The organism is Microbacterium sp. HSID17254 (assembly GCF_003989315.1).
Lineage (GTDB): Bacteria > Actinomycetota > Actinomycetes > Actinomycetales > Microbacteriaceae > Microbacterium.
This window is the reverse complement of the sequence record NZ_RBLT01000015.1, coordinates 25,854-52,117: the sequence shown is the minus strand read 5'-3', so window position 1 is coordinate 52,117 and position 26,264 is coordinate 25,854. Positions and strand designations below refer to the sequence as shown.

Annotated in this window: 30 protein-coding genes and 1 pseudogene; 20 read left to right on the top strand and 11 right to left on the bottom strand. The window is 71.6% G+C overall.

Annotation, left to right across the window (positions count from 1 at the left end; genetic code table 11):
- Positions 1 to 202 precede the first annotated feature (202 nt).
- Genes D8M34_RS10900 through D8M34_RS10870 form a run of 7 tightly spaced genes read left to right on the top strand, consistent with a single transcriptional unit; the run spans position 203 to position 7,532 of the window.
- Positions 203 to 919 carry an NUDIX hydrolase gene (locus D8M34_RS10900; RefSeq protein WP_025102930.1) on the top strand — a complete coding sequence of 239 codons (717 nt, stop codon included), beginning with the start codon at positions 203 to 205 and terminating at the stop codon, positions 917 to 919.
- Entirely contained in the window at positions 916 to 2,253 is a 1,338-nt protein-coding gene (gene nadA, locus D8M34_RS10895; protein WP_126893996.1) for a quinolinate synthase NadA, read from the top strand. The genes D8M34_RS10900 and nadA overlap by 4 nt, the downstream gene beginning before the upstream one ends.
- The gene (gene nadB / locus D8M34_RS10890) at positions 2,250 to 3,773 is read left to right on the top strand and encodes an L-aspartate oxidase (protein ID WP_126893995.1); all 1,524 of its coding nucleotides are present in this window, start codon (positions 2,250 to 2,252) and stop codon (positions 3,771 to 3,773) included. The genes nadA and nadB overlap by 4 nt, the downstream gene beginning before the upstream one ends.
- Positions 3,773 to 4,624, top strand: a complete 852-nt coding sequence (gene nadC / locus D8M34_RS10885) for a carboxylating nicotinate-nucleotide diphosphorylase (RefSeq protein ID WP_126893994.1) — start codon at positions 3,773 to 3,775, stop codon at positions 4,622 to 4,624. Before nadB ends, nadC begins: the two co-directional genes overlap by 1 nt.
- A 4-nt stretch (positions 4,625 to 4,628) precedes the next feature.
- Positions 4,629 to 5,765, top strand: a complete 1,137-nt coding sequence (locus tag D8M34_RS10880) for a cysteine desulfurase family protein (RefSeq protein WP_126893993.1) — start codon at positions 4,629 to 4,631, stop codon at positions 5,763 to 5,765.
- A 23-nt stretch (positions 5,766 to 5,788) separates the two neighbouring features.
- A complete protein-coding gene (locus D8M34_RS10875) occupies positions 5,789 to 6,736 on the top strand; it encodes a glycosyltransferase family 2 protein (protein WP_126893992.1) in 948 nt (315 codons plus the stop codon).
- A 22-nt stretch (positions 6,737 to 6,758) separates the two neighbouring features.
- On the top strand, positions 6,759 to 7,532 hold the full coding sequence (locus D8M34_RS10870) for an SDR family NAD(P)-dependent oxidoreductase (RefSeq protein ID WP_126893991.1): 774 nt from the start codon (positions 6,759 to 6,761) through the stop codon (positions 7,530 to 7,532).
- Between the two features lie 12 nt (positions 7,533 to 7,544).
- Here D8M34_RS10870 and D8M34_RS10865 read toward each other — a convergent pair whose 3' ends face one another.
- The gene (locus D8M34_RS10865; RefSeq protein WP_126894007.1) at positions 7,545 to 9,617 is read right to left on the bottom strand and encodes an ABC transporter ATP-binding protein; all 2,073 of its coding nucleotides are present in this window, start codon (positions 9,615 to 9,617) and stop codon (positions 7,545 to 7,547) included.
- Between the two features lie 165 nt (positions 9,618 to 9,782).
- Here D8M34_RS10865 and D8M34_RS10860 point away from each other — a divergent pair, with 165 nt between their 5' ends.
- A complete protein-coding gene (locus D8M34_RS10860; protein ID WP_025102922.1) occupies positions 9,783 to 11,258 on the top strand; it encodes an MDR family MFS transporter in 1,476 nt (491 codons plus the stop codon).
- A 30-nt stretch (positions 11,259 to 11,288) separates the two neighbouring features.
- Here the strand turns inward: D8M34_RS10860 and D8M34_RS19280 are convergent, their stop codons facing one another.
- Positions 11,289 to 11,435 carry a hypothetical protein gene (locus tag D8M34_RS19280; protein WP_164498172.1) on the bottom strand — a complete coding sequence of 49 codons (147 nt, stop codon included), beginning with the start codon at positions 11,433 to 11,435 and terminating at the stop codon, positions 11,289 to 11,291.
- 126 nt (positions 11,436 to 11,561) lie between these two features.
- Here D8M34_RS19280 and D8M34_RS10855 point away from each other — a divergent pair, with 126 nt between their 5' ends.
- Both D8M34_RS10855 and D8M34_RS10850 read left to right on the top strand, forming a co-directional pair.
- A complete protein-coding gene (locus D8M34_RS10855; RefSeq protein WP_126893990.1) occupies positions 11,562 to 12,155 on the top strand; it encodes a carboxymuconolactone decarboxylase family protein in 594 nt (197 codons plus the stop codon).
- A gap of 23 nt (positions 12,156 to 12,178) precedes the next feature.
- Entirely contained in the window at positions 12,179 to 12,763 is a 585-nt protein-coding gene (locus D8M34_RS10850; protein ID WP_126893989.1) for a 1-acyl-sn-glycerol-3-phosphate acyltransferase, read from the top strand.
- A gap of 4 nt (positions 12,764 to 12,767) precedes the next feature.
- Here the strand turns inward: D8M34_RS10850 and D8M34_RS10845 are convergent, their stop codons facing one another.
- Positions 12,768 to 12,971: a hypothetical protein gene (locus tag D8M34_RS10845; RefSeq protein WP_025102919.1), complete on the bottom strand. Its 204-nt coding sequence runs from the start codon at positions 12,969 to 12,971 to the stop codon at positions 12,768 to 12,770.
- A gap of 81 nt (positions 12,972 to 13,052) precedes the next feature.
- Here D8M34_RS10845 and D8M34_RS10840 point away from each other — a divergent pair, with 81 nt between their 5' ends.
- Positions 13,053 to 13,598, top strand: coding sequence for a DUF6328 family protein (locus tag D8M34_RS10840; protein ID WP_126893988.1), 546 nt, complete (start codon positions 13,053 to 13,055; stop codon positions 13,596 to 13,598).
- A 34-nt stretch (positions 13,599 to 13,632) separates the two neighbouring features.
- Here the strand turns inward: D8M34_RS10840 and D8M34_RS10835 are convergent, their stop codons facing one another.
- Positions 13,633 to 14,193 carry a Dps family protein gene (locus D8M34_RS10835; protein WP_085606617.1) on the bottom strand — a complete coding sequence of 187 codons (561 nt, stop codon included), beginning with the start codon at positions 14,191 to 14,193 and terminating at the stop codon, positions 13,633 to 13,635.
- Positions 14,194 to 14,312: 119 nt separating this feature from the next.
- Between D8M34_RS10835 and D8M34_RS10830 the strand changes: the two genes are divergently transcribed.
- The 3 genes from D8M34_RS10830 to D8M34_RS10820 all read left to right on the top strand — a co-directional run bounded on the left by D8M34_RS10830 (position 14,313) and on the right by D8M34_RS10820 (position 15,994).
- The gene (locus D8M34_RS10830) at positions 14,313 to 14,801 is read left to right on the top strand and encodes a GNAT family N-acetyltransferase (RefSeq protein ID WP_238695641.1); all 489 of its coding nucleotides are present in this window, start codon (positions 14,313 to 14,315) and stop codon (positions 14,799 to 14,801) included.
- A 108-nt stretch (positions 14,802 to 14,909) separates the two neighbouring features.
- Positions 14,910 to 15,209 (top strand): Fe-S cluster assembly protein HesB, encoded by a 300-nt coding sequence (locus D8M34_RS10825; protein ID WP_085606619.1) that lies wholly within the window; start codon positions 14,910 to 14,912, stop codon positions 15,207 to 15,209.
- A 122-nt stretch (positions 15,210 to 15,331) separates the two neighbouring features.
- Positions 15,332 to 15,994 carry a hypothetical protein gene (locus D8M34_RS10820; protein WP_025102914.1) on the top strand — a complete coding sequence of 221 codons (663 nt, stop codon included), beginning with the start codon at positions 15,332 to 15,334 and terminating at the stop codon, positions 15,992 to 15,994.
- A 15-nt stretch (positions 15,995 to 16,009) separates the two neighbouring features.
- On the opposite strand, the gene D8M34_RS10815 is transcribed toward D8M34_RS10820, so the two are convergent.
- Together D8M34_RS10815 and D8M34_RS10810 are read right to left on the bottom strand one after the other, a co-directional pair.
- Positions 16,010 to 16,579, bottom strand: coding sequence for an alpha/beta fold hydrolase (locus tag D8M34_RS10815; protein ID WP_126893987.1), 570 nt, complete (start codon positions 16,577 to 16,579; stop codon positions 16,010 to 16,012).
- Positions 16,580 to 16,607: 28 nt separating this feature from the next.
- Positions 16,608 to 17,900 (bottom strand): M20/M25/M40 family metallo-hydrolase, encoded by a 1,293-nt coding sequence (locus tag D8M34_RS10810; RefSeq protein ID WP_161973066.1) that lies wholly within the window; start codon positions 17,898 to 17,900, stop codon positions 16,608 to 16,610.
- Positions 17,901 to 17,912: 12 nt separating this feature from the next.
- Here D8M34_RS10810 and D8M34_RS10805 point away from each other — a divergent pair.
- The 6 genes and pseudogenes from D8M34_RS10805 to D8M34_RS10780 all read left to right on the top strand — a co-directional run.
- Positions 17,913 to 18,122: pseudogene (locus tag D8M34_RS10805) on the top strand (manganese catalase family protein); the annotation flags it as partial.
- Position 18,123: 1 nt separating this feature from the next.
- On the top strand, positions 18,124 to 19,176 hold the full coding sequence (locus D8M34_RS10800; protein ID WP_126893985.1) for an SDR family oxidoreductase: 1,053 nt from the start codon (positions 18,124 to 18,126) through the stop codon (positions 19,174 to 19,176).
- 145 nt (positions 19,177 to 19,321) lie between these two features.
- Positions 19,322 to 21,682 carry a glycoside hydrolase family 65 protein gene (locus tag D8M34_RS10795; RefSeq protein ID WP_126893984.1) on the top strand — a complete coding sequence of 787 codons (2,361 nt, stop codon included), beginning with the start codon at positions 19,322 to 19,324 and terminating at the stop codon, positions 21,680 to 21,682.
- An 84-nt stretch (positions 21,683 to 21,766) separates the two neighbouring features.
- The gene (locus tag D8M34_RS10790) at positions 21,767 to 22,024 is read left to right on the top strand and encodes a hypothetical protein (protein ID WP_025102908.1); all 258 of its coding nucleotides are present in this window, start codon (positions 21,767 to 21,769) and stop codon (positions 22,022 to 22,024) included.
- Complete coding sequence (locus D8M34_RS10785; protein WP_238695640.1) at positions 22,021 to 22,515, top strand: BLUF domain-containing protein; 495 nt, start codon at positions 22,021 to 22,023, stop codon at positions 22,513 to 22,515. Before D8M34_RS10790 ends, D8M34_RS10785 begins: the two co-directional genes overlap by 4 nt.
- A complete protein-coding gene (locus tag D8M34_RS10780; protein ID WP_126893983.1) occupies positions 22,512 to 22,796 on the top strand; it encodes a hypothetical protein in 285 nt (94 codons plus the stop codon). The genes D8M34_RS10785 and D8M34_RS10780 overlap by 4 nt, the downstream gene beginning before the upstream one ends.
- A gap of 11 nt (positions 22,797 to 22,807) precedes the next feature.
- Here the strand turns inward: D8M34_RS10780 and D8M34_RS10775 are convergent, their stop codons facing one another.
- The 5 genes from D8M34_RS10775 to D8M34_RS10760 all read right to left on the bottom strand — a co-directional run bounded on the left by D8M34_RS10775 (position 22,808) and on the right by D8M34_RS10760 (position 26,210).
- Positions 22,808 to 23,149, bottom strand: a complete 342-nt coding sequence (locus D8M34_RS10775) for a hypothetical protein (protein ID WP_126893982.1) — start codon at positions 23,147 to 23,149, stop codon at positions 22,808 to 22,810.
- A gap of 65 nt (positions 23,150 to 23,214) precedes the next feature.
- A complete protein-coding gene (locus tag D8M34_RS10770) occupies positions 23,215 to 23,757 on the bottom strand; it encodes a hypothetical protein (protein ID WP_126893981.1) in 543 nt (180 codons plus the stop codon).
- A gap of 351 nt (positions 23,758 to 24,108) precedes the next feature.
- Positions 24,109 to 24,267 carry a hypothetical protein gene (locus D8M34_RS18890; RefSeq protein WP_153245003.1) on the bottom strand — a complete coding sequence of 53 codons (159 nt, stop codon included), beginning with the start codon at positions 24,265 to 24,267 and terminating at the stop codon, positions 24,109 to 24,111.
- A 14-nt stretch (positions 24,268 to 24,281) separates the two neighbouring features.
- Complete coding sequence (gene ychF / locus D8M34_RS10765) at positions 24,282 to 25,355, bottom strand: redox-regulated ATPase YchF (protein WP_062766410.1); 1,074 nt, start codon at positions 25,353 to 25,355, stop codon at positions 24,282 to 24,284.
- A gap of 114 nt (positions 25,356 to 25,469) precedes the next feature.
- A complete protein-coding gene (locus tag D8M34_RS10760; RefSeq protein WP_126893980.1) occupies positions 25,470 to 26,210 on the bottom strand; it encodes a class I SAM-dependent methyltransferase in 741 nt (246 codons plus the stop codon).
- Positions 26,211 to 26,264 lie beyond the last annotated feature (54 nt).

The following is a 26,264-nucleotide window of genomic DNA, read 5'->3' as shown; positions in this document are numbered from 1 at the left end:
GGGGTTCACGGGAACCCCGGGAGGTGGCCTGCGGCCGCCCTCGAAGGGGTTTGTTAGGACAGTAACCTAACAAACCCACCCCGGGGGGACAAGCCTTCCCGCGGGCGGGAGATAACGTTTCGGACTCGACGTCTTCCCTCGTCATGGGCGCGCACTAAAGGTCCCGATGACACTAAGATCGAATCCGGAGGTTAAGGTGCCTATGACTCGAAGTGCGGACATCCGCGTCGCCGTCTCGACGGTGATCCTCACGCTGCGCCGCGGTGACGACGGTCCGCCCGTACTGGCGCTCCCCCTCGTCCGCCGCACCCGCGAGCCGTTCGCCGAGCGGTGGGCGCTCCCCGGCGGGTGGCTCACCCCCGAGGAGTCGCCGGTCGACGCCGCCGCCCGCACGCTCGCCGAGACGACCGGCCTCGCGCCCACCTACCTCGAACAGCTCTATGCCTTCGGCGCCGTCGACCGCTCCCCCACGCGGGTCGTCTCGATCGTGTACTGGGCGCTGCTGCGTCAGGACGACGTCGAAGCCCAGATCACCGCGCACCGGGCATCGGGCCGCGCGCCGGAGAACGTGGAGTGGTTCGATGTCGACGATCTGCCGGCGCTCGCCTTCGATCATCACGAGATCATCGAGTACGCGCTGTGGCGCCTGCGGAACAAGGTCGGGTACAGCCGCGTGGCCCAGGGCTTCCTGCCCGCCGAGTTCACGCTCGCCGAGCTCCGGGAGGCCTACGAATCGATCCTGGGGCGCGCACTCGACCCCGCGAACTTCCGGCGGCAGGTCGAGTCCGCCGGCAACCTGACCCGCACCGACCGCTTCCGGACGGGCAGTCACCGCCCGGCCCGCCTGTACCGCGACGACACCGATCTCGAGCTGGCCGACCGCGGTCCGCTCCGCCCGGAGGAAACGAGAACCCGATGAGCACCACCTTCGTCCCGATGCCCGCCGTCCCGTCGTCGGATCCGTCCGTCGACCACGCCATCCAGGCCATCGTCGGCGGGGTCTCCACCGACGCCACCTGCACGACCGACCTCGCCGTCGGCCCCTGGGACTTCGACACACGCCCCGGCTACGGACCCGGCTCCTCCATGGGCGATGTCATCCCCACCGGGGCTCCCCGGCAGGGAGAGCTCCCCGCGGCCTACCGCGAGGCCGGCGAGGCGGAGCTCCACCGACGCATCGAGGCGGCGAAAGCCGCGCTCGGAGATCGCGTGGTGATCCTCGGGCACTTCTATCAGCGCGAGGAGGTCGTGACGCACGCCGACGAGGTGGGCGATTCGTTCCAGCTCGCCACCGCCGCCACGATGCGGCCGGACGCGGAGGCGATCGTCTTCTGCGGCGTGCACTTCATGGCCGAGACCGCCGACCTCCTCTCGCGTCCCGACCAGGCGGTGATCCTGCCGAACCTCGCCGCAGGGTGCTCGATGGCGGATATGGCCGACATCGACCAGGTGGAGGAGTGCTGGGAGCAGCTCGCCGATGTGCTGGGAGACCTCGACACCCCGGACGCCGACGGCCGCGTGCCGGTGATCCCCGTCACCTACATGAACTCCTCGGCGGCGATCAAGGGCTTCGTCGGGCGACACGGCGGCATCGTGTGCACCTCGTCCAACGCCGCCACGGTGCTGGAGTGGGCGTTCGCCCGCGGCCGCCGCGTGCTCTTCTTCCCCGACCAGCACCTCGGCCGGAACACCGCGAAGGCCATGGGGGTGCCCCTCGACCGGATGCCGATGTGGAACCCGCGGCGAGCGCTCGGCGGCTCCACCGCGGAGGAGCTCGTCGACGCGCAGGTGATCCTCTGGCACGGCTTCTGCTCCGTGCACCGGCGCTTCACCGTGGCGCAGATCGACCAGGCCCGCGCGGAGCACCCGGGGGTCCGCGTGATCGTGCACCCGGAGTGCCCGATGGAGGTCGTCGACGCGGCCGACGAGGCCGGTTCCACGGAGTACATCCGCCGCGCCATCGCCGAGGCCACGGAGCCGACGACGTTCGCGGTGGGGACCGAGATCAACCTCGTGCGCCGCCTGGCCGCACAGTACCCGCAGCACCGGATCTTCTGCCTCGACCCGGTCGTGTGCCCGTGCTCCACCATGTACCGCATCCATCCGGGCTACCTCGCGTGGGTCTTGGAGGAGCTGGTCGTCGGCCGCACACCGAACCGCATCACGGTCTCCCCCGATGTCGCCGACCCGGCTCGCCTCGCGCTCGAGCGGATGCTGGCCGCCAAGCCGCCGGTGGCCGCCGGGGCACGATGAACGTCGTCGTCGTCGGCTCCGGTATCGCCGGGCTCACCGCCGCGCTGCACGCTCACGAGGCCGGGCACACGGTGACCGTCGTGACGAAGGGCGGCCTCGGGGGCGGATGCACGCCTCTCGCGCAAGGCGGCGTAGCCGGCAGCTACGGGCCCGGCGACAGTGCGGACGCCCATGCCGCCGACACGATCCGCGCCGGAGGGGGTCTGTGCGATCCGGCCGCGGTCGACGCGCTCGTGGCGGACGGCGCGGCCCGGATCGCCGAGCTCCTCGCCCGCGGCGTCACCTTCGACCGGACTCCGGGCGGAGCACTCGCCCGCGGGCGCGAGGCGGCGCACACCCATGCCCGCATCCTGCACGCCGGAGGCGACGCCACCGGAGCCGCGATCTCCGCGGCGCTGTGCGCAGCGGTGCGTCGCGGGCCCATCGCCGTCTGCGAGGGGACGATGCTCCTCGACCTCGTCGTCGAGGAGGGACGGGTCCGCGGGATCACGGTCCTCCGCGAGGGCGACACGACCGAGCTCCGCGCCGACGCCGTGATCCTCGCGACGGGCGGGGCGGGGCAGCTCTACGCGCACACGACCAATCCGCCGGAGGCGACGGGCGACGGCATCGCCGCGGCCCTGCGCGCCGGCGCCGCCGTCGCCGACCTGGAGTTCGTGCAGTTCCACCCGACCGCGCTTCCCGGCAGCCCCGTCTTCCTCCTCTCCGAAGCCGTCCGCGGCGAGGGCGCCGTGCTCCGCGACCAGGACGGGCGACGGTTCGTGTTCGACAGCCATCCCGACGGGGAGCTCGCGCCGAGGGATGTCGTCGCGCGGGCCATCGCCCGGCAGGCCGCCCGGCAGGGGGTGCCCGTGCACCTCGATGCGACGGCGCTGGGGGCGGACGCGCTCGCCCGCCGCTTCCCGACCATCGACAGCGTGACGCGCGCTCGCGGTTTCGACTGGTCCACGGAGCCCGTGCCGGTGACCCCCGCCGCGCACTACCTCATGGGCGGCGTCGTCACCGATCGGCACGGACGGAGCACGATCCCGGGCCTGTACGCCGTCGGTGAGACCGCCCGCACCGGGGTGCACGGGGCGAACCGGCTCGCCTCCAACTCGCTCCTCGAAGGGGCCGTGTTCGGGGCCAGGGCCGCCGCCGCGCTGGACGGACCGTGGCCCGCTGCCGTCGACATCACCCCATTTCCGTCACCGACCGACTCGGCGGACGCGGATGTCGCACCGGAGCCTCTCCCCCCGTTCGACCGCGCCGGGCTGCAGCGGTTGCTGTGGGACGAGGTCGGCCTGCACAGGACCGGATCGGGCCTGCAGCGCGCGCTCCGGATCGTGCGCGGATGGGACGTCAAGACGCCTCCCCCCTCCGACGTCCGCTCGCACGAGGACCGGAACCTGCTGCGGGTCGCCGAGGCCGCCATCCGCGCCGCCCTGGCCCGCCCCGTCTCGGTCGGCGCCCACCACCGCGACGACCACGCCCCCGCCGCACCGACCGCGGCACACGCACCGATCCTGGAGACCGCCTGATGCTCACCCGCGCCACCCTGCACCGCGTCGTCGGAGCCGCGCTGGAGGAGGACGCCCCCTGGGGCGACCTCACCAGCACCACCCTGCTCCCGGCGCAGACGACGGCCACGGCCGACCTCGTCGCCCGCGAGGACGGGGTCTTCAGCGGCGGCGAGGCCTTCGCCACCGCGTTCCTCCTCACCGATCCCGACGTCACGGTCGACCTGCACGTGGGCGACGGCGACGCCTTCACCGCCTCCGACGTGCTGGCCACCGTGACCGGACCGGCCCGCGCGGTCCTCACCGCCGAGCGCGTCGCCCTGAACCTCGTGCAGCGGATGTCGGGCATCGCGACCCTCACCGCCGCCTACGTCCGCGAAGTCGAGGGAACGCGGGCGCGCATCGCCGACACCCGCAAGACGACGCCAGGACTGCGGGCGTTCGAGCGGCACGCCGTGATGTCCGGCGGCGGCCGGAACCACCGGTACTCCCTCTCCGACGCGGTCATGGCGAAGGACAACCACCTCGCGGTGCTCCAGCGGTCCGGGCTCGACCTCGCGACGGCTCTTCGCGAGGCGCTCTCGCGGCTGCCGCACACGGCCCTCGTCGTCGTCGAGGTCGACCGTCTCGACCAGATCCCGGCGGTGCTCGACGGCGGTGCCCACACGGTGCTCCTGGACAACTTCTCCCTCGACGACCTGCGCGCCGGGGTGGCCCTCATCGGCGAGCGCGCCACCGTGGAGGCCTCGGGCGGCGTCGACCTGACCACCGTCCGCGCCATCGCCGAGACCGGGGTGGATGTGATCTCGGTCGGAGCCCTCACGCACTCCGCGCGGGCGCTGGACCTCGGACTCGACCTCCGGATCGACTGAGTCCGTGCTGTACCTCGATCACGCCGCGACCTCGCCGGTACGCCCCGAGGTGCGAGCGGCCATGGAGCCCTACCTCACCGCGGTGTTCGGCAACCCCGCCAGCCACCACACCGCGGGCGAGACGGCGGCGCGGGCGCTGGAGGAGGCCCGCACCAGGGTCGCCCGCGTCTTCGGGGCGCGGGTGGGCGACGTCGTCTTCACCGGCGGCGGCACGGAGGCGAACAACCTCGCCGTGAAGGGGATCACGCTGGCAGCGCTCGCCTCCGGGCGGCGGCGCGTCGTGGTGTCGCCCATCGAGCACGAGTCGATCCGGGAGTCGGCAGCGTACCTCGCCCGGTTCCACGGGGTGACGGTCGCGATGCCCGCGGTGGACGGGACCGGGCGGATCGGGCCGGACGCCCTGGACACGGTGCTCACCGACGACACGGCCGTCGTGTCCGTCGGACACGCGAACAACGAGATCGGCACCGTCCAGGACATCGCCGCGCTCCGCGAGGTCGTCCGTGCCCGCCGCGTGCCCCTCCACGTCGACGCCGTGCAGTCGGCCGGCTGGCTGCCCCTGCACGATCTGGATGCCGACGCCGTGTCGATCGCCGGGCACAAGCTCGGCGCTCCCAAGGGCACCGGGGCGCTCGTCGTCCGCGGACGCCTCCCTCTGGAGCCGCTCCTGCACGGTGGCGGCCAGGAGCGCGGACGGCGGTCCGGCACGGTGGACGTCGCCGGCGCGATCGGCCTGGCGACGGCGCTCGAGCTCGCGGAGCAGGAGCGCGCGGCCGCTGCGGCCCGAGCCGCAGAGGCCACGGCGCGCTTCATCGCCGAGGTGACCCGGCGGGTGCCCGATGCGACGCTGACCGGGCATCCCGTGCATCGGCTCCCCGCGACGGCGAGCTTCACGATCGCGGGTGTGAGCGGCGAGGCGGTGCTGTTGGAGCTGGAGCGCCGCGGGGTGATCTCGTCCAGCGGCTCCGCCTGCGCGGCCGGCAGCGACGAGCCCTCCCCCGTGCTGCTCGCCTGCGGCATCACCCCGGAGGTCGCCCAGACGGCCGTGCGGTTCACCTTCGGGCGCACGGCGCTCCCGGCGGACGCTCCCGAGCGCCTCGCCGCACTGGTCGCGGAGGCGGTCGCCGCCGTCCGCGGCTGACGGACGGCTCTAGACTCGGCGGAGTGACCGCCCCCACCCCGATCGTGACGCTGATCGTGCCAGGACGCGACATCGCCGCGTTCGCCCCCGCCGCTCTCGACTCCCTCCGCGCGCAGACGGACGAGCGGTGGCGTGCCATCCTCATCGACGACGGCTCCACCGACGACACGGGAGCGATCTTCGCCGACGCCGCCGCGAGGGATGCCCGCTTCACCGTGGTGCGGCATGAGGTCTCCGTCGGGCTCGGCGCCGCGCGCAATGTCGGCCTCGCACGGGTCGACACGCCCTTCACGGGCTTCCTCGACGCGGATGACGAGCTGATGCCGGACGCGCTGGCGACCCTCGTGGGCACGCTCGAGCGCACGGAGAGCGACTTCGCCGCCGGCGCCTACGTGCGGCTGCGTCCCCAGGGGCGAGGATACGTGCCCGGCCGCGTGCAGCCGTGGGTGGCCGCGGCGACCTCTCCGGCCCGCCTCGGCACCACTCTGGCGGAGCACCCGCAGGCCGTGTCGAACATCGTCGCGTGGTCCAAGGTGAGCCGCACGGAGATGTGGTCCGACCTGCGGTTCCCCCGAGGGGTGGCCTACGAGGACCAGGTCGTCGCGCAGACGATGTACACCCGGGCACGCGCCTTCGACGTGCTGCCGGACGTCGTGGTGCGCTGGCGCGTCCGAGCGGACGGCACCTCGATCACCCAGAGCAAGGCGCAGCTCCCCGTGCTCCGCGACTACCTCGCCGCGCTCCGCGGCGGCATCCGCGTGCTGCAGGAGGCGGGCGCACACGCCGCCGTGACCGCCCGGCTCGACCTCATCCTCGCGATGGACGTCGCTCCGCTCCGGGAGATCGCGGACACCCATCCCGATCCCGCCTACGCGGCGGAGGTCTCCGCGTTCCTGGCCGAGCTGCGTGCCCTTCCCGAGTTCGCCGACGCCCGCCCCGACCCCACCCTCGCCGCCGCCCTCGCGTGGTGAGCCCCGCCGGAAGGACCCCCGCATGACCGACTACCTCTCCTCGCTCTTCGCGCTCGACGGCCGCACCGCGGTCGTGACCGGCGGCAGCTCGGGCATCGGCCGCGGCATCGCGACGGCGCTCGCCCGGGCCGGCGCGGCCACGGTGATCGTCGCCCGCGGCGCGGAGCGCATCGCCGAGACCGTCGAGGAGCTGAACGCGCAGGGGTGCCGGGCCGCGGGCGTGGTCGGCGATCTGAGCACGCGCGAAGGCATCCATGCGGTCGCGGAGGCCGCGGCCGTCCCCTTCGGCGAGCCGGACATCCTCGTCAACTCCGCCGGCATCAACATCCGTCCGCCCTACGCCGAGATCACCGAGGCGGATTGGGACGCCACGATGACCGTCAATGCGCTCGCCCCGTTCCTCCTCGGTCAGCGCTGGGCGCAGGGCATGGCGGCGCGCGGCTACGGGCGACTCATCCACATCAGCTCGCAGCAGGCGCACCGCGCGTTCGTGGGCAGCGGAGTGTACGGTGCCTCCAAGGGCGCGGTCGAGTCGCTCATGCGCTCGGAAGCCGAGGCCTGGGGCGGCACCGGTGTGACGAGCAACTCCCTCGTCCCGGGATTCGTCCTCACGCCTCTGAACGCCCGCCTGCAGGAGGATCCCGCGACGATCGCGGCCCTCGCGGCCCGGACGATGATCGGACGCAACGGTCTTCCCGAGGACTTCGCCGCGGCAGCGGTCTTCCTCGCCGGTCCGGGTTCGGCCTACGTCACCGGCCAGTCGCTGTTCATCGACGGCGGGCTCTCCGTGCACTGACCCTCGCGGTCGTCACCCGTCGGTCGGGCGCGGCCGGGCGTCGGTGCTCGATGCCGTCGGCAGCGGGACGCCCGTCGTCAGCGCCACGACGGCATCGGCTGCGGCGGAATCCTCCGGCTCGCGATCCGCACGGCGCGCGGCGAGGCCGGCCTCGACGCCCTCCTCGACACCGCCCCGGATCGCCTCCTCCTCGGCCTCCGCTTCGATCTCCGCGTCGAGCACGCGCGACGCGGCCACCTGCTGCGCCGCCAGCTCGGCGTAGAGGCCGCCGTGCGCGAGCAACTCGGCGTGGGTGCCGGATTCCACGATGCGCCCGGCCTCCAGCACATGGATGAGGTCCGCCCCCATGACCGTCGACAGGCGGTGCGCGATCGACAGGGTCGTGCGCCCCTTGGCCGCCTCGTCGAGGGCCTCCTGCACCACGCGCTCGGACACGGTGTCCAGGGCGGAGGTCGCCTCGTCGAGCAGGAGCACCGGCGGGTCCTTCAGCAGCACACGGGCGATCGCGATGCGCTGCTTCTCGCCACCGGAGAGCCGGTACCCGCGCTCCCCCACGACCGTGTCGTAGCCCTTCTCGAAGCCCGCGATGATGTGGTGGATGTTGGCCGCGGTGCAGGCGGCGACCAGCTCCTCGTCCGTCGCGTCGGGCTTCGCGTAGCGGAGGTTCTCCCGGATCGTCGCGTGGAACAGGTAGGTCTCCTGGGAGACGATGCCCACGTCGTCGATGATCGACTCCTGCGTGAGGGTGCGCACGTCGGCTCCCGCGAACAGCACCGCGCCGCCCTTGGCCTCGTACAGGCGCGGTGCGAGGTACAGGATCGTCGTCTTGCCCGCACCGGAGGGGCCGACGAAGGCGACGTGCTGCCCGGGCTCGGCCACGAAGGAGACCCCGTGCAGGGTGGGACGCGAGTCGGCCGCGGCATCCGGATACCGGAACACGACGTCCTGGAACTCGATGCGTCCACGCGGCCCGGGGGCCTGCGCCACGGCGATCGCATCGGGGGCGTCGGTGATCTCGGGCACGAGGTCCAGGTACTCGAAGATGCGGGCGAACAGCGCCGACGAGGTCTGCAGGTCGAGCGAGACCCGCATGAGACCCATGAGCGGCATGAGCAGCCGCGCCTGGACCGTCGTGAAGGCCACGATCGTCCCCGCGGTGATCGCTCCCGTGCCGCCCGCGATGAGGTATCCGGAGACGAGGTAGATGACGGCGGGGACGCTGGCCATGATGACCTGGACGACCGCGAAGAAGCCCTGACCGCTCATCGCCCGCCGCACCTGGAGGCGCACCTGGTTGCGGTTCTCCTGCTGATAGCGCTCGGACTCGGTGCGCTGGCGGTTGAACGCCTTGGACAGCAGCATGCCCGAGACGCTCAGGGTCTCCTGAGTGATGGAGGTCAGCTCGGACAGCGACTCCTGGGTCTCCCCCGCGATGCGGGCGCGCACCTGTCCCACGCGTCGCTGCACGAGCACGAGGAACGGCATGAGCACGACGGCGATGAGGGTGAGGCGCCAGTCGATGAGGATCATCGCGACGAGGGAGGCGATCACCGTGACCGCGTTGCCGAGGATGCTGGTGACCGTGTTCGTCAGCACGCCCGAGACGCCGCCGACGTCGTTCTGCAGCCGGGACTGGATCACGCCGGTCTTCGTGCGGGTGAAGAAGCCGAGCTCCATGGCCTGCAGATGCTCGAACAGCCGCACCCGGAGATCGCCCGTGACGCTGTTGCCGACCGTGGCCGTGAGCCAGGTCTGTGCGACGCCGAGGACCGCCGAGAAGAGGAAGAGGCCGACCATCGCGCCGACGAGCACGCCGAGCAGCGAGAGGTGGGGGCCGCCGCCGTCGACGGGGAACAGCGCGTCGTCGAAGATGCGCTGCACGAGGAGCGGCGGGATGACCGCGATGCCCGCGCCGAGCACCACGAGGACACCGGTGAAGAGGATGCGCCACCGGTAGGCGCTGAACAGGGCGACGACCCGGGTGCCGAGTCCGTCGATCTTCGGAGCCTCCGCGTTGAGCCGACGCTGGGCGTCCTCGTCCACGCCGCGGAAACCGCCCCGCGGACCACCGCCCATCCCGCCCATGCTCATGGCGCCAGCGTACTCACCCCCCAGGACACCGGCTCCGCTGTCTCGGCGTTCAGCGATATCCCAGATTTCGGAATGAAATGTCCGTCCGACCCGTTACGCTGAATGACTCTCGCGAACTCTCGCACCTTCCTCTTCTCTCCGATGCCCTGGAGGCCGCCCATGTCTGCCGTCGATACCGGCTCCATCACGACGCCCCCCGCATCGAGCGGGGGCATCCCCCGCAAGGACATGCGGGTCATCTGGCTGCTGCTCGTCGCCGCCTTCGTCGCCATCCTCAACGAGACGACGATGGGCATCGCGATCCCGCACCTGAACACCGATCTCGGCATCCCGCCCGAGCTCGGGCAGTGGCTGACGAGCGCGTTCATGCTCACCATGGCGGTGGTCATCCCGACCACCGGCTTCATCCTGCAGCGCTTCACGACGCGACAGGTCTTCATCGCCGCGATGACGGCCTTCTCGCTCGGCACGCTCGTGGCGCTCGTCGCGCCCGGGTTCTCCGTGCTGCTCGTGGGTCGCGTGATCCAGGCCGCCGGCACCGGCATCATGATGCCGCTGCTGATGACGACGATCATGAACGTCGTGCCCGCGCAGTCGCGCGGCCGCATGATGGGTCGCGTCGGCCTCGTCATCTCGCTCGCGCCCGCCATCGGCCCCACGCTCGCGGGCGCCGTGCTCGACGCGTTCAACTGGCGCGCGCTGTTCGCGATCGTGCTTCCCATCGCCCTGATCTCGCTCGGCATGGGGGCGAAGTGGATGACGAACCTCGGCGAGACCCGCAAGGCTCCGCTCGACGTGCTGTCCATCCCGCTCGCGGCGCTCGGTTTCGGCGGCATCGTCTTCGGCCTCAGCCAGTTCGGCGGCGAAGGCGGTGCGGGCGGCACGACCGGCGTCATCGCCCTGGTCGTCGGCGCCGTCTCGCTCGCCCTCTTCGTCTGGCGCCAGCTCGTGCTGCAGCGGGTGGACGACGCGCTGCTCGACCTGCGCGTTTTCCGTTCGGCGAACTTCTCGCTGGCCGTCATCATCATGACGATCCTGGCGCTGTCGATGTTCGGCACGCTCACGCTGCTGCCGCAGTACCTGCAGAACGTCGCCGGACTCAGCGCTCTGGAGTCGGGCCTCATCCTGCTCCCCGGTTCGGTGCTGATGGGTCTCCTCGGACCGATCATGGGTCGCGTGTACGACGCGAAGGGCACCCGACCGCTGCTCATCCCCGGCACGATCCTCGTCTCGGCCTCGCTCTTCTTCTACTCGACGGTCGGCGAGCACACCGTGTGGTGGCTGCTGATCATCGTGCAGGCGGCCATGTCGGTCGGCCTCGCGATGTCGTTCACGCCCCTCTTCTCCTCGTCGCTGGGGTCGCTGCACCGTTCGCTGTACTCGCACGGCTCGGCCGTGCTGAACACGCTGCAGCAGGTCGGCGGCGCGGCCGGCGTCGCGCTGCTCACGGTCACGTACTCGGCCATCCTGCACGCCGGCGAGGACGAGGGCCTGTCGCGGGCGGTGGCGGGTGCCCCCGGTGCGCGGACGGCGTTCCTCATCGCGGCGATCATCTCGCTCGCCGCGGTCGCGCTCAGCCCCCTGGTGCGCAAGCCCGCCGACGACATCGGCGACGCGGCGCACGGCGGTCACTGACCGCGCAGAGACACCGACGGCGTCTGCTGCTCACCGCTCCTTCGGGGCGGGGATGTGGCAGACGCCGTTGCTGCAGTAGCCGGCGGCACCGCCGTCGAGCAGCTCGATCGCGCCCGGCAGCGGCTGCAGCCCGAGCGGCGCGTCCTGCCCGGTGCTCTCCTGCTTCGATTCGGTCATCCCTCGATCGTACGCCTGCCAGGAGCACCGGGCGCCGCACGCTCTTCTCTGGGAGGCGACAGCGGCGTATCGTTCCCGGCGGGGGGTGCACGCCCTCGCCGCGCGCCCCGGAGCCGAGGAGGCGCCATGATCATCCACCCGCCCGAACGGGCCACCGCGACCGGGCATGTCGCGGCGATGTACGAGAGCGACCTCGCCGATGACGGGATCGTGTTCGCACACACCCGGGCCATGGCCGTGAACCCCGAAGCCCACGCCGCCTTCGAGGCGCTCGTCCGCGCGGTCGTCCCGTCGATCGGCGTGGGAGTCTACGAAGCCGCGACCCTCGGTGCGGCGCGGGCCCTCGGTTCCGCGCACTGTCTGCTCGCCCACGGCCGCCGCTCCCTCCGCGCGGGAGTCGTCGACGAGGCGGGACTCGCCGCCTTCGCCGCCGGAGACGACCGCGGTTTCACGGAGCAGGAGCAGGTCGTGATCCGCTTCGCCGCACGCCTGTCGACGGATCCGTCGGCGATGACCGATGCGGACACGCAGGAGCTGCGCGAGGCGGGGTTCAGCGACCGGCAGATCGTGGACATCACCCTGGCGGCGGCGGCGCGCAACTACTTCAGCAGGGCACTGCTCGCGCTGGCCGTCCCCGTCGAGGAGGTCTCCGGGCTGGATCCCGCTCTCGCCGCGGCGCTCACGCACGCCTCCGCGGCCGAGCCGCCAGGTGATCGATAGGCCGCTCCCCTTAATCTGGACGGATGCTCCGACGATCCCTCGCCCGCGTGTACTGGGCCGTCAGCCGGTGGACCCTCGTCGCCGACGCCACCCCCACGCGTCCGACCGTCCTGATCGGCGCCCCGCACACCTCGAACTGGGACTTCGTGCTCATGCTCGCGATCGCCTGGCGGCTGGGCATCGAGGTGCACTGGCTGGGCAAGAAGAGCCTGTTCCGCGGCTGGCGCGGCCCGGTCATGCGCGGCCTCGGCGGCATCGCCGTCGACCGGGCGGATCCGGCACGCATCGTCGGCGAGGTCGTGGACCAAGTGCACGCCGGGACCGTGTTCGGCCTCGTCGTCACCCCCGACGGCACCCGCGGCGGCAACGAGTACTGGAAGAGCGGCTTCTACCGGATCGCGCGTGCCACCGGCATGCCGGTCACCCTCGGCTTCGTCGACCGCCACACGATGACGACCGGCCTCGGGCCGACGATCGACCTCACGGGAGACGTGGCCGCCGACATGGACCGGATCCGCGCGTTCTACGCCGACAAGCACGGCGTGCGTCCGGAGCGCCGCACGGAGCCGCGGCTGCGCGAGGAGACGGCCGAGCGGCCGGAGGGCTGACGCCTCACTCCTCCGCGGGCGCGTGGTCTCGGGCGTACGCGAGGTCGTCGTCGGACAGCGACTCGATCATTCCGACCACCGCTCCGGTGATCTCCCTGATCTCCTCGCGGACGTCCTCATCGAGGTGCCGCGAGCCGCTGCCGATGACCGCTCGGCGCGCCTCGTCGGACAGCTCGGGCCACCATTCGTCGATCGGGGGCAGCGTCATCCGGGGTCCTTTCCTGAGGCGTCTCCGCCGGGCCGCGCAAGGTCCTGGACAGCGGCGGATCGTGCCCACGAGACTATCGCCATGAGAGCAGAACCCCGTGGCGCCGCGGACGAGCGCGACGACCGCGACGACGGCCGCGACGAGACCCCGAACGAGCGCGCGGACCGCAACTGGGAGGAGCTGCTGCAGGAGCTGCGGGTCATGCAGACCGGCACCCAGATCCTCACCGGATTCCTTCTGGCGGTGGCCTTCCAGCCGCGCTTCACCGACATGGACGAGTTCCAGCGCGATTTGTACGTCGTCCTCGTGGCCCTCGCCGCTCTCGCGACGATCCTCGCCCTCGCCCCCGTCGGCATCCACCGGGCCCTGTTCGGCAGCCGGCTGAAGCCCGAGCTCGTCCGGACGGCGGCGCGGCTGGTGAAGATCGACCTGTTCGTGATTGGCGCCCTCACGATCGGCGTCACGACCCTCATCATCGACTTCACGGTCAGCCGGACCGCCGGGATCATCGCGCTCGTCGCGTCCCTCATGCTCGTGGTCGGACTATGGATGGCGCTGCCCGGCCTGCTGCGGCGCGCCCGAGCGCGGGCGCGATCACACGACGGACCGCCGCCCCCGTCGGCGTGAGCGCGACGAGGGCGGCGGTCGGACAGCGGGTCGATCAGCGACCGGCGGGGCTGCGGTTCTCCGCGCTCACCATCCAGGCGAACTGCTCCAGCCGCTCGATGACGGCGTGCAGCAGATCGGCGGACGTCGGGTCCTCCTCGTCGACGGCGTCGTGCACGTCGCGCATCGTCCCGACCGCGGCCTCGAGGCGCGCGGTCACGAGGTCGATGGTCTCCGTCGTGGACACCTCGCCGGTCGGGAACTCCGGCAGCGTGGTCGTCTTCGCGATCGTGGCGCTGCGGCCGTCGGGGACGGCGTGCAGCGCGCGCATGCGCTCCGCGATGGTGTCGCTGAACGTCCGGGCGTCCTCGATGATCTCGTCGAGCTGCCGGTGGGTGTCGCGGAAGTTCCGTCCGACGACGTTCCAATGCGCCTGCTTGCCCTGCAGCGAGAGCTCGAGCAGATCGACGAGCACGGCCTGCAGGTTCGCCGCGAGGGTCGGGGATGCCGTGAACCCCTTCTCCGCGTTCTGCTGGCGCGTGGTCTTGACGCCGGCCTTCGCCGCCCCGTCCTTGCTGCGGGAGCTGCTGGTCTTCTTGGACTTCGTGTCTGCCATGGTGTGACCTCCTGCCGTCACGGTAACCCCGCCACGCGGCCGATTCGAGGGGGTTGACACCCACCGGGCGCACCCCCGAACGTGAGGGAGGCGACACGGCCATCACGAGAGGCGGAACGGTGGGAACAGCAGCACAGGAGGATCGACCCGAGGTGGTCATCGCCCCTCTGACCGCGGCGGATGCCGGCGAGGTGCTCACGATCCAACGGGCGGCCTTCGTGTCGGAGGCGGCGATCTACGGGAGCGTCGACATGCCGCCGTTGACCCAGACGCTCGCCGAGATGGAGGCCGAGCTCACGTCGGAGCGCAGCCTGGGTGCCCGGATCGACGGCCGCCTGGTGGGAGCCATCCGGTTCGTCGAGGACGACGACCTGCTCCTGATCGGACGGATCGCGATCGCCCCCGACATGCAGGGCGAGGGCATCGGCCGGAAGCTCCTCGAGGCGGCGGAGCAGGCCTCCGACGCCCGCGAGTCCGAGCTCTTCACCGGAAGCCTCAGCGAGGCGAACATCCGGCTGTACGAGTCCTGCGGATACGAGGAGCGCGAACGGGTGCCGCAGGGCGACGGCACCGCCCAGGTCTTCCTCCGCAAGCGGCTGCGAGGTTAAGGGCATCGCCCCCGTCGGCGCAAGGGGGTCGAGGGGATCCGGGGCGATGGGGAATCGTAGCCGGGACATGTCGCGACCGCGTCATGCCCCAACCGGAAAGGAGAGCTCGTGCTCACCCTCACCGACAACGCCACCGCCATCGTGTCGACCCTTGTGAGTCGACAGAACGACGCGCCGGCCGCCGGGCTGCGCATCCACACCGCCGAGGCGCAGGACGATTCGGGCGCGGCCCGGCTCGCCGTCGCCGTGACCGCCGACCCGGAGCCCGCCGATCAGGTCGTCGAGCTGTCGGGCACGCGCCTGTTCCTCGACGAGGCCGCCGCCTCCGCGCTCGACGACAAGGTCCTCGACGCGGGCGTGGACGACGAGGGCTCCGTGTCCTTCGCCGTGCTCCCTCAGGTCGCCTGAGACCTCAGACTTCGGACGCCGCGGCCGCCCCGGCCGCGGCGTCCGTCCGTCTCCGAGCACGCTCTGATAACGAGGTCCGCGCCTTCGGGGCACCCGGCCGCAAACGCCTCTAGCATCGGAGCATGCGACGACCTGCTTCTCTTCTTCTCGCCCTTGCCGCCACCGCGCTCGCGGTGACGGCCTGTGCTCCCGCGAACTCGGCCGAGCCGTCCGCGTCTCCTCGTCCCTCGGAGACCACCAGCGCATCGCCGACGCCGACGGAGACCACGTCCGCGCAGATCGTGGTGACGCTGGACGGTCTGACGGTCACCGGCGCGGAAGACCGGAGCGCCGATTACACGGACGCCGCCGCCCTTCTCGAGCTCCTCCAGGAGGTCACCGGCCAGCTTCCCGAGCCGGAGAGCGTGGAGATCTTCCCCGGCGAAGCCTCCACGCTGGAGGCGTACGACTGGGAGGGCCTGCGCGTCCTGGCCGACAGCACCGGCGAGGCCCCGGCGAGCGTCTCCGTCACCGCGGCCGAGGTGGCGGGCCTCCCCGTCGTCACCGAGGACGGATTCCGCGTCGGCAGCACCCGCGCCGAGCTCCGCGCCGCCGATGCCTGGGCGCTGACGGATGCGGAGGACCCGGAGACGGCGAGCGAACTCGGGCTCGGCGGCCGCGAGGTGCCGGACACCGAGTCCCTGACCCGCCCGGGCTCCACCGGGATCATCTACACGATGTTCGTGCTCGACGGCGACACCGTCACGCAGATCATGGTCCCCGCGAACGACTTCAGCGACCTCTGACCCGCGGCGTCACCCTCAGTCCCAGTCCAGGTACTCCTCGAGCACGACGGCCGTCTCGATGGGGTGCGTCATCGGGAAGAGGTGATCCCCGCCCTCGACAACCTTGATGCTGGCGCGCTCCGGAGCCGTGGCGCGCAGGCTCTCGGCGTTCGCGGGCGGGGTGACCTCGTCGGCCGTCCCCTGGATCAGCAGCACCGGGATCACCGGGGCGAGGGGCGTCTCCACGTCTTCCACGCCGAGGAGTGCGAGACCGTTCACGCGCTCCGGATGAGCCAGCGCGAATGACCGTGCGATCGTGCCGCCGACGCCGTGTCCGCCGATCCACGTGTCGCCGAGGCCGAGGTGGTCGATGACGGCGAGCGCGTCCGCGACGCGGTCGTCGATCGAGATGTCGGCGTCATCCGCGCGATGACCGATCCGCACCACGTGGAATCCGGCCTCCTCGGCGAGGTAGTGACCGACCACTCCGAGCACGTCGGCGGCCAGGCCGCGCTCCTGGATGAGCACGAGCTTGACCGGCCCGTCACCCTCGTCGACGAAGGGGATGGCGCGGCCCTCGGGCTCGAAGATCTGGGTGTCGGTCATCGGCGTCGTTCTCCTCAAGCCGTCGGTGTCAGGTTCGCAGGCGTCGTCCGCGCCGGGCTCCTGCGACCGGGCACCGGGCGGTGGCGCCTGCGTCCAGCGTAGCCCGCCGGGGGACGAGCCTCCTCCTCGCATCCCCCGGCGGAGTCATGAGGCGGCGGCGAGCTCGCGCCACAGATGCGCGAGCGTCGCGGCGCCGCGGACGAGCATGCGCAGATCGATGCTCTCGTCGCTCGCATGCCAGTGGTCTTCGGGCAGACCCGTTCCGAGGAAGACGACCGGGGCATCGAGTTCCCGGGACAGCAGCTCGGCCGGCCCTCCCCCGGCATTGCCCATCCTCCCCTTGGATCGGTCGGCCGTACCCGAGGGCGAGAGCGCGCTCCAGCGCCTCCCGGTGCCGCCCCGGAGGAGAGACATACGGCTCCTGCGCGATGTCCTCGTCGACCTCGAGAGGGTACGTCGCCTCCGGGGGCATGACGTCGGCGATGAAGGCGCGGAGCGCGTCGGCGACGTCATGGTTGCGCTGGTCGGCGACGGTCCGGATGCTCAGCGAGGCCATGGCCTCCCGCGGAATGACGGAGCGCTCGATGCCCTCCGGGTCACCGGCGAGCAGCGAGATCACCTCGATGGCCGGGCGCACCCACAGGCGCTCCTTCGGGGTGAACCCCTTCTCCCCCACGATGACCCTCGTCTCGGTGCGCCGCGTCCACTCGTCGGGATCGAACGGCAGCGCGTCGAGCTCCGCGGCCCGCTCGTCGCTGAGCGGAGCCACGCCGTTGTGGAAGCCGGGGATCGCGATGCTCCCGTCTTCGGCGTGCAGCTGCGCGAGCACGCGGGACAACACCAGCGCGGGGTTCACCGTCACGCCCGACGCGGCACCGCTGTGCACGTCCCGGTCGGGGCCCTGCACCGTGAGGGTCGCCGTGAGCGTCCCGCGCATGGTGGTGACCGGGGCCGGGGAATCGACCTCCCACTGGAGGGTGTCCGAGAACACCACGAGGTCGCACGCGAACCGTGCGGGGTCTCCCTCCAGCAGCCCCTGGAGGTGAGGCGAGCCGATCTCCTCTTCGCCGTCGATGAGCAGCTTGAGGTGCACCCCCGCATCAGGTCCGTCCGCGGCGGCGAGCGCGCGCTGGGCCCAGACGTGCGCGAGCGCCTGGCCTTTCGCGTCCGACGCACCGCGACCGTAGAGCCGCCCGTCGCGGAGCACCGGAGTGAAAGGCGCCGTCTCGCTCCACTCCTCCGGCTTGGCGTGGCGGACGTCGTGGTGTGTGTAGACGAGGACCGTCGGCGCTCCCGGCGCGCCCGACCGCTCGGCGAACACGGTGATCGCGTCAGCGACGGTCCTGCCGCCGCGGAAGGCACATGGGCATCCGGACCGACGCCGGACGGACATGGCGAGTTCAGCTACCACGAGGGCCCCACGACCACGGCCGAGATGCCTCCGCCCACCCACCCCGACGCGCGCTTCTACGGCACGACCGAACTGCCGAACGTCGTGGAGAAGGTGGCCGGCGCCGCGCAGGACGCGCTCCACAAGGAGTGAGATGCCGCCATCGGTCTCGCGGAAGGGGCGATCGCCGCGCACACGCGCACGGCGGCCGCCCCTCGACGCCCAGGTGGTCGTCGTCACCGGCGGCTCCCGCGGCATCGGCCGGGAGGCGGCCCTCGGCTTCGCGCGAGCGGGGGCATCCGTCGTCCTGCTCGCCCGCGGTGAGCAGGCGCTGACCGAGACGGTCGAGGAGATCGCCGCGGGAGGCGGGGACGTCCGCGGGATCGTGTGCGACGTCTCCGACCGCCTGGCGGTGCAGGACGCGGTCGACCAGATCACGCACGCGTTCGGGCGGATCGACACCTGGGTCGGCAACGCGGGCGTGCTCCTCTATGCCCCGGTCGCCGACACCTCGCCCGAGGAGTTCCGTCGCGTCCTCGACATCAACGTCATCGGACAGCTCAACGGCGTCCAGGCGGCACTGCCGGCGCTCCGGCGTTCGGGAGGGACGATCATCGTCGTGAGCTCGGCCGAGGCCGTGGTGGCGATGCCGTGGCATGGCGCGTATGCCGCCTCCAAGCACGCGCTGGAAGAAGCGATCGACGCGCTGCGCCGTGAACTGCGTGCCGAGCGCGCGCCAGTCACGATCACGGTGGTCCGACCCGCCGTCATCGACACACCGATCTACCGTCATGCCCGCAGCCGGATGGCGTTTCGGCCGAGCGGGCCGCATCCGCATTACCGTCCGCGGTCCGTGGCACGAGCGATCCTCCATGCCGCCGTGCACCCCGCACGCACCATCCACGTCGGTGGCGGCGCTCTCCTGCTCACCGGGGTCCAGCGCGTCACGCCGGGCGTGCTCGATGCCGCCCTCGGCCGGTTCGGTCCGCGGATGATGCGCACGGCCGACGCCGCTCCGGCGCAGTTCGGGAACCTCGTCGCTCCGCTCCGCGACACCGACCAGCGCGGCGGGCTGCCGCACCGCGGACGCGGCAGCGTCAGCACCTGGGCACGGGTGCACCCGGGGTGGCGGACCGCAGCGGTCGTCGCCCTCCTCGGCGCGGTGCTCTCGCCCTGGCGCCGCTCGCGTCGCCGACCGCCTACCTGACCGGGTCGACGCGGCGCAACTCCCTCGTGCCGGTGCATCGGTGCGGATACCGTCGAGGCACACGGTCTCCGGCAGAAGGGAACTCCATGCTCCTCGGCATCCTCAGCTCCTCCGCGGACAGAAGCCTCGGGGCCGGGGCGCGCCGATGACGGCGTGCTTCACGGTCGAGCCGTGGGCCGTCGGCATCGAGAGCGTCGACACGGCCCATCTCGCGCAGGAGGAGTCCGTCTTCGGTCTCTCCAACGGCCACATCGGCTGGCGGGGCAATCTCGACGAGGGCGATCCGCGGGGTGTGGCGGGCAGTTACCTCAACGGCGTGTTCGAAGAGCATCCGATGCCGTATGCGGAGGACGGATACGGCTACCCCGAGACGGGGCAGACGGTGATCAACGTGCCGAACGGGCAGCTCATCCGCCTGCTGGTCGGCGACGAGCCGTTCGACGTCGAGCACGGGACCGTCCATGCGCACACCCGCCGCCTCGACCTGCGCGAAGGCACCCTCCACCGGGAGGTCGACTGGGAGTCAGCGGAGGGACGTCGGGTGCACATCAATTCGACCCGTCTGGTCTCCCTGGGACACCGGTCGCTGGCGGCCGTGCGCTACCGCGTGCAGGCGCTCGACGCTCCGCTCGCGGTCACCGTGCTGTCCGAGGTGCTCGCGAACGAGCCGCTTCCCGTGACCCATGACGATCCGCGGGTGCAGGAGCTCCTCGCCCGTCCGCTGGAGGCCGTCGCGGCATCGGAGCGCAGGGCGCGGAGCACGCTGTTGCACCGCACCCGCCGCAGCGGTCTGCGTGTGGCGGTGAGCGCGGACCATCTCGTGCAGATCTCCGGAGAGGGGACGCCGGAGGTGACGACCGAGGTGGACGACGATCTGGCGCGCACGCGCATCCGCGTCGACCTCGCCCCCGGCGAGGAGCTCGAGGTCGTCAAGGTCGTCGGACACGAGTGGTCGGCGTCCCTCGCACCGCAGACGCTGCGTGACCGCGCGGAGGAGGCCGTGGAGGAAGCGGCTCGCCTGGGGTGGGACGCGCTCGTGGCGGAACAGCGCGCCGTCCTCGATCGGTACTGGGAGTGCGGCGACGTCCGTCTCGAGGGCGATGCCCGGCTGCAGCAGGCCGTGCGCTTCGCGCTGTTCCAGGTGTTCCAGGCGTCGGCGCGCGCCGAGGCTCGATCCGTGCCGGGCAAGGGTCTCACCGGCTCGGGCTACGAGGGCCACACATTTTGGGACTTCGAGGCGTTCGTGCTCCCCGTGCTCACCTCGACCGCTCCGGATGCCGCGCTCCAGGCACTGCGCTGGCGTCATGCGACGCTGGATCACGCCAGGGAGCGGGCGCGCACGCTCGGCCTGCGCGGCGCGTCCTTCGCCTGGCGCACGATCGACGGACGCGAGAGCTCCGGGTACTGGCCCGCGAGCACGGCGGCCTTCCACATCAACGCCGCCGTCGCGGGTGCGGTGATGCACTACGTCCGCACGACGGGCGACCAGGACTTCGAGCGGGAGGCGGGCACGGAGATCCTCGTCGAGACCGCGCGCCTCTGGCTGTCCCTCGGGCGCCGGGACGACGACGGCGGCTTCCACATCGACGGGGTCACCGGGCCCGACGAGTACACCGCCGTGGTCGACGACAACGTCTACACCAACCTCTCCGCCCGCCGGAACCTCCGCGGAGCCGCGGCAGCCGTCCGACGTCATCCGGACGTCGCCGCCCGCCTCGGCGTGGACGACGACGAGATCTCCGCGTGGGAGGCCGCCGCCGACGGCATGACCGTGCTCTACGACGAGGAGCGGAAGGTGCACCCGCAGTCGGCGGGGTTCACCGCGCACGCCCGGTGGGATTTCGACGCCACCGGCCCCGACGACTATCCGCTGCACAGTCACTTCCCCTACTTCGACCTCTATCGCAAGCAGGTGCTGAAACAGGCCGACCTCGTGCTGGCGCTCTACACCGCGCACGAGGAGTTCACGTGGGAGGAGAAGGCCAGGGCGTTCGCCTACTACGACGCCCTCACCGTGCGTGACTCCTCGCTCTCCGCGGCCGCGCAGGCCGTGATCGCCGCCGAGGTGGGTCATCTCGAGCTCGCATCGGCGTACCTCGCGGAGCTCGCCGCCCTCGACCTGGACGACCTCCACGGCAACACGGACGAGGGACTGCACATCGCGGCGCTCGCCGGCATCTGGACGGGGGTCACGGCCGGCTATGGAGGCATGCGGGAGGGCGACGACGGTCTGTCCTTCCGACCGCAGCTCCCGGACGGCGTCACCCGTCTCGCGTTCGGGGTGCGGCTGCACGGCTGCATCCTTCACGTCGACATCACGCCGGCGGAGACGACCTACCGGCTGAGCGCGGGCGAACCGGTGACGATCCGGCACGCGGGCGAGGAGCTCGTCCTGCATGCCGGCGTTCCGTCGAGCCTGCCGACGCCGGACCGCGTCGAGCCGATCACCCCGACCCCGGTGCCGCCGCGCTGGCGGGAGCCGGGACGACCGCGCGCCGGCGACTGAGGCGGCGTTCGGTGCGTGTGCCATATCGAGGCGGGTCAGCGCAAGGCCCGCGGCGATGTCGGCCGCCCGCCGTAGTGTGGAGCCGTGCCTGATTCCCCCCACCCCGCATCGGATGTCCTCTGGGCGTGCGTCGAGGACGGCTTCCATGTCGGAAGCCGCGGCGGAGACTTCCTCGGCTACGTCGACCGTCAGCCCGACGGCCGCTTCGCCGCGTTCTCCGCGTCCGCGCAGCCGCTCGGTCTGCACGCCACGTTGAGCGACGCGACCACGGAGGTCGTCGCCCACGCCGGCCCCTCGGAGGGCGACGCCGCCCTCGGCGCTCCGGAGCTGGTGCAGGGGTGACGGCGGCCAGGGCCGACGGGCTGCTCCGCCTCGTCTACACCAGCACGGCGGCGCAGCCGTTCCGGGAGACCGCTCTGGAGCAGCTGCTCGAGCAGTGCCGCCGGTCGAACGCGGCCCGCGACATCACGGGCCTCCTCCTCTTCCGCCAGGGACGCTTCCTCCAGGTCCTCGAAGGACCGGTCGAGGCCGTGCGCCGACTCGTCGACGCGATCGCCGACGATCCGCGTCACCGCGCGATGCGCATCCTGCTGGAGACGCCGATCACCGCCCGGCTCTTCTCCGACTGGTCGATGGGCTATCGGTCGTTCCGCACGGGGAGCACCGCCGCCCCCACGGGCTTCCGCGACTCCTTCGACGACCTCGTCGACGGCGCGGACGACTCCACGATGGAGCGCGCCCTGTTCGAGCTCACCCTGTGGTTCCGCACCCGCTCCGGCGCTGCGGTCCCGATTCCGGCCGCGAGCGACGAGGGTTCCTCCCTCCGGGTATGAGCGGGCCCGCGGGCGGACCGGAGCCGTCGCTCATCCAGCAGCGCATGGCGCTGGAACGGCGGCGGAACTGGGGCGTCTACGCGATCGTGTTCTCCTCGGTGATGACGGTCGGCTGGACGGTCGCGTTCCTCCTCGATGCGCCCGCCGGGTTGTGGCGCGTTCTCAGCATCATCGTGTTCGCCGCCGGGATCGTCGTCGGTATCGTCGAGACCCGCCGCGCGAGGCGCGCGCTCCGCACGTTCGAGGATCGGCATGGGCCGGACGCGGGTGTACGGCGCTGAGCCGTCCCACGTCAGCGACCGAGACCGATGCTGAAGCCGCCCGAGAACAGCACTGCGCCGAGGCCCACGACGGCCAGGCCGACCAGGAGCACCCACGCGACAGCGCGGACCCCGCTCCGCCCGTGGCGCGATCCGGACGTGAGAAGCAGGACGGCCGTCGGCACGAGCAGCAGCCCGCCGAAGAGGAGGGCCGGGGCGACACGGACGTCCGACGTGGGGCAGGGGAAGGCGAGGGCGCACACGGTCGGCACTCCCTGAGCCAGCCAGAGGAGCAGCCACGTCACGAGCACGACGACGACCGCCGGCAGGGCTCTCCGCAAGAGCCGCGGTCGACTCGTCTCTGCCTGCTGCACCCCACCACTCTCCCAGGCGAACCGAGTGGGATCCAGACCTCGCTCCGGCCGCGGGTTCGGCGGACTTAGGAGAAGAGCTGGCGCAGCGCGTCGGGGTCCCCGGCGTCGACCACCTTCTGGATGGCCTCGATGGTGGCGGGGTCGGTGAACATGCCCGCCAGGGTGTCGTTCCAGATCGCACGCACGCCGTCGATGTCGCCCGCGTCGACCGCGAGACCCGCCGCGGTCATGGCGTTCTGGTAGGGGATCTGTGCGAATCCGGCCTCGGCATCCAGTGGGCTGAAGTACGGCACCCAGGGCGAGTCGGGATCCGGGGTGAGCCAGAGCACCTGCCCCGGGGAGAGATCGCGCACGTGATTCAGCAAGGCGAGGGACGGGTAGGCGCAGAGCCGTTCGGCGATCACCGCCTCGACGTCGCCGGGCGCGACAGTGTACGTCACGACATGACCGTCGTCATCGAGGGTCACCTCCCCCTGCGCGAACTCCCTGGCGCCGAGGTCGACGAGCGGCTGCCGACGCTCCCACCGCCAGTCGTCGGTGTAGCTGACGACCTCGGACATCCGGACGCAGCGGTCCGTCGTGGTCGGCTCCGGTGCCCCCGCCGTCACGGGCTCGGGCTCGGGCTCGCGGGTCGCGGGCGGGGATGGAGCACTCGACGTGTCCCCGGCTCCTTCTGCGCCGCACCCGACCAAGAGCAGGGCCACCACCCCCACGGACGCGAGCGCTGCCGTTCGTGCTGTCGATCGAGACATCGCCCGCCTTCCGATAAGCCGGAACCTATCAGTCGTCGAAGCGGAACTCCACTCCGTCACGTCCTGCATCATGATCATCGAGGAAGACGGTCCCACGAACCTCACATCCAATGGCGGCGAGGTCCGTGATCAGGCTCGCATTGACACCTTCGTCGTCGCCCGTTGAACGTGCGGTCACGTCAAGAAGCCACGTCGTCCGCTGAGAGGTCAGATACCGGGCTTGTACGCTCGTCCTGCTCGGCCGGACCGGGTCTGTTCGCCGATGTTCGCAGCTTCGGTGGGTTCGAGCCGGAGCGAGGCGGTGATCTCCGCGACAGTGCGCGACTCGCTGTAGATCGCCAGCGTTGCTCTGTCGTGATCGATCATCGCTCTCCGAATACCTAGTTGTTGAAGCGGAACTCCACAACGTCGCCGTCCTGCATGACGTAGTCCTTGCCCTCCAGGCGCGCCTTGCCCTTCGCACGGGCTTCCTGCACGGAACCGGTCTCCACGAGGTCGTCGAACGACACGATCTCGGCCTTGATGAAGCCCTTCTCGAAATCGGTGTGGATCACGCCGGCGGCCTGCGGGGCCTTCGATCCCTTGGGGATGGTCCAGGCGCGGGCCTCCTTGGGGCCGGCGGTGAGGTAGGTCTGCAGACCGAGCGTGTCGAAGCCGATGCGGGCGAGCTGGTCGAGGCCCGACTCGTCCTGTCCCGTCGAAGCGAGGAGCTCGGCGGCGTCCTCGGGGTCGAGGTCCTTGAGCTCGGACTCGATCTTCGCGTCGAGGAAGATCGCCTGCGCCGGCGCGACGAGGGCGGCGAGCTCCGCCTTGCGGGCGTCGTCGGTCAGCACGGACTCGTCGACGTTGAAGACGAAGATGACGGGCTTGACGGTCAGGAGCCCGAGTTCGCGGATCGGCTCGAGGTCGAGGCCGCTCGTGGAGAGCAGGATCCCGCGCTCCAGGGCGTCCTTGGCGGCCTTCGCGGCTTCGAGGACCGACGGGTCGATCTTCTTGCCCCGCACCTCCTTCTCGTACCGCGTGATCGCCTTCTCGACGGTCTGCAGGTCGGCGAGCATGAGCTCGGCGTTGATGGTCTCCATGTCCGACGCCGGGTTCACGGCACCGTCCACGTGCACCACGTCGTCGTCGGAGAACCCGCGCACCACCTGGGCGATCGCGTCGGCCTCGCGGATGTTCGCGAGGAACTGGTTGCCCAGCCCCTCCCCCTCGCTCGCCCCGCGCACGATGCCGGCGATGTCGACGAACGACACGGCGGCGGGCAGGATGCGCTCGCTCCCGAAGATCTCCGCGAGCTTCTGGAGCCGCGGGTCGGGAAGGTTCACCACGCCGACGTTCGGCTCGATCGTCGCGAACGGATAGTTCGCCGCGAGCACGTCGTTCTTGGTGAGAGCGTTGAAGAGGGTGGACTTGCCGACGTTGGGCAGGCCGACGATTCCGATAGTGAGAGCCACGGGGTATGAGTCTACCTGCGCCGCTCTCCCCCACCTCACCCTCGCGAGGGCAGGCACCCACGCAGGGTCAGGCGGCAGGGTGGGAAAAGTGCCTGATGCGGCGCGGACGCCTGTTCAGTCGCGGACCGCGCGGAAGGCCCTCGTCACATAGGGCACCTCGATCACACCGTTCCCGCGCAGACCGAGCTCGTCGAACAGGGCGTCCATCTCGCGGCGGATCCGCGCCTTCTCGGCCTCGTCGGCGGTGATCACGGCGCTGCGGGAGGCGGCCATACGATGCAGGAGCTCCCGCGTCATGGGGCGCGACCATTCCCAGCGCTCCTGCGCCAGAGCGCCGAAGGGCTCCGCCACCACGGGGTCGCCCGCAGCGAGCATGATCTCGGCGTTGCTGCCGTGCATGATGTCGGTGAGCCGGCGCACCCAGTCCACGCGCTCGTCGCGGAGGTTCCAGATGAGCCCGAGCACACCGCCCGGGCGCATCGCGCGACCGATCTCCGCCGACGCGGCGACCGGCTCGACCCAGTGCCACGCCTGACCCAGGACGACGGCGTCCACGCTCGCGTCCGGAAGCGGCAGCCCCTCGGCGGTCCCGACGAACGTGGGCACCCCGGGGACGGCGTCGCGAAGGGCCGCGAGCATCGCGGGGTCCGGATCGATCGCCACCACCTCGGCGTCGGCAGCCGCGACGAGCGCCCGCGTGAGCTTGCCGGTCCCGGCGCCGACATCGGCCACCCGCCGCGTACCGTCCGCCATCGGCTCCAGCATCCAGGCGACGGCCTCGAAGGGGTACTCGGGTCGTCCGGCCTCGTAGCTTCCGGCCGCCGCGCCGAAGGATCTCGCGAGTTCGTCCGCCATGTGGCCAGCATACGGCGAGCCTGCACAGCGACGTCGGAGGCCCGGGAGAGAGTG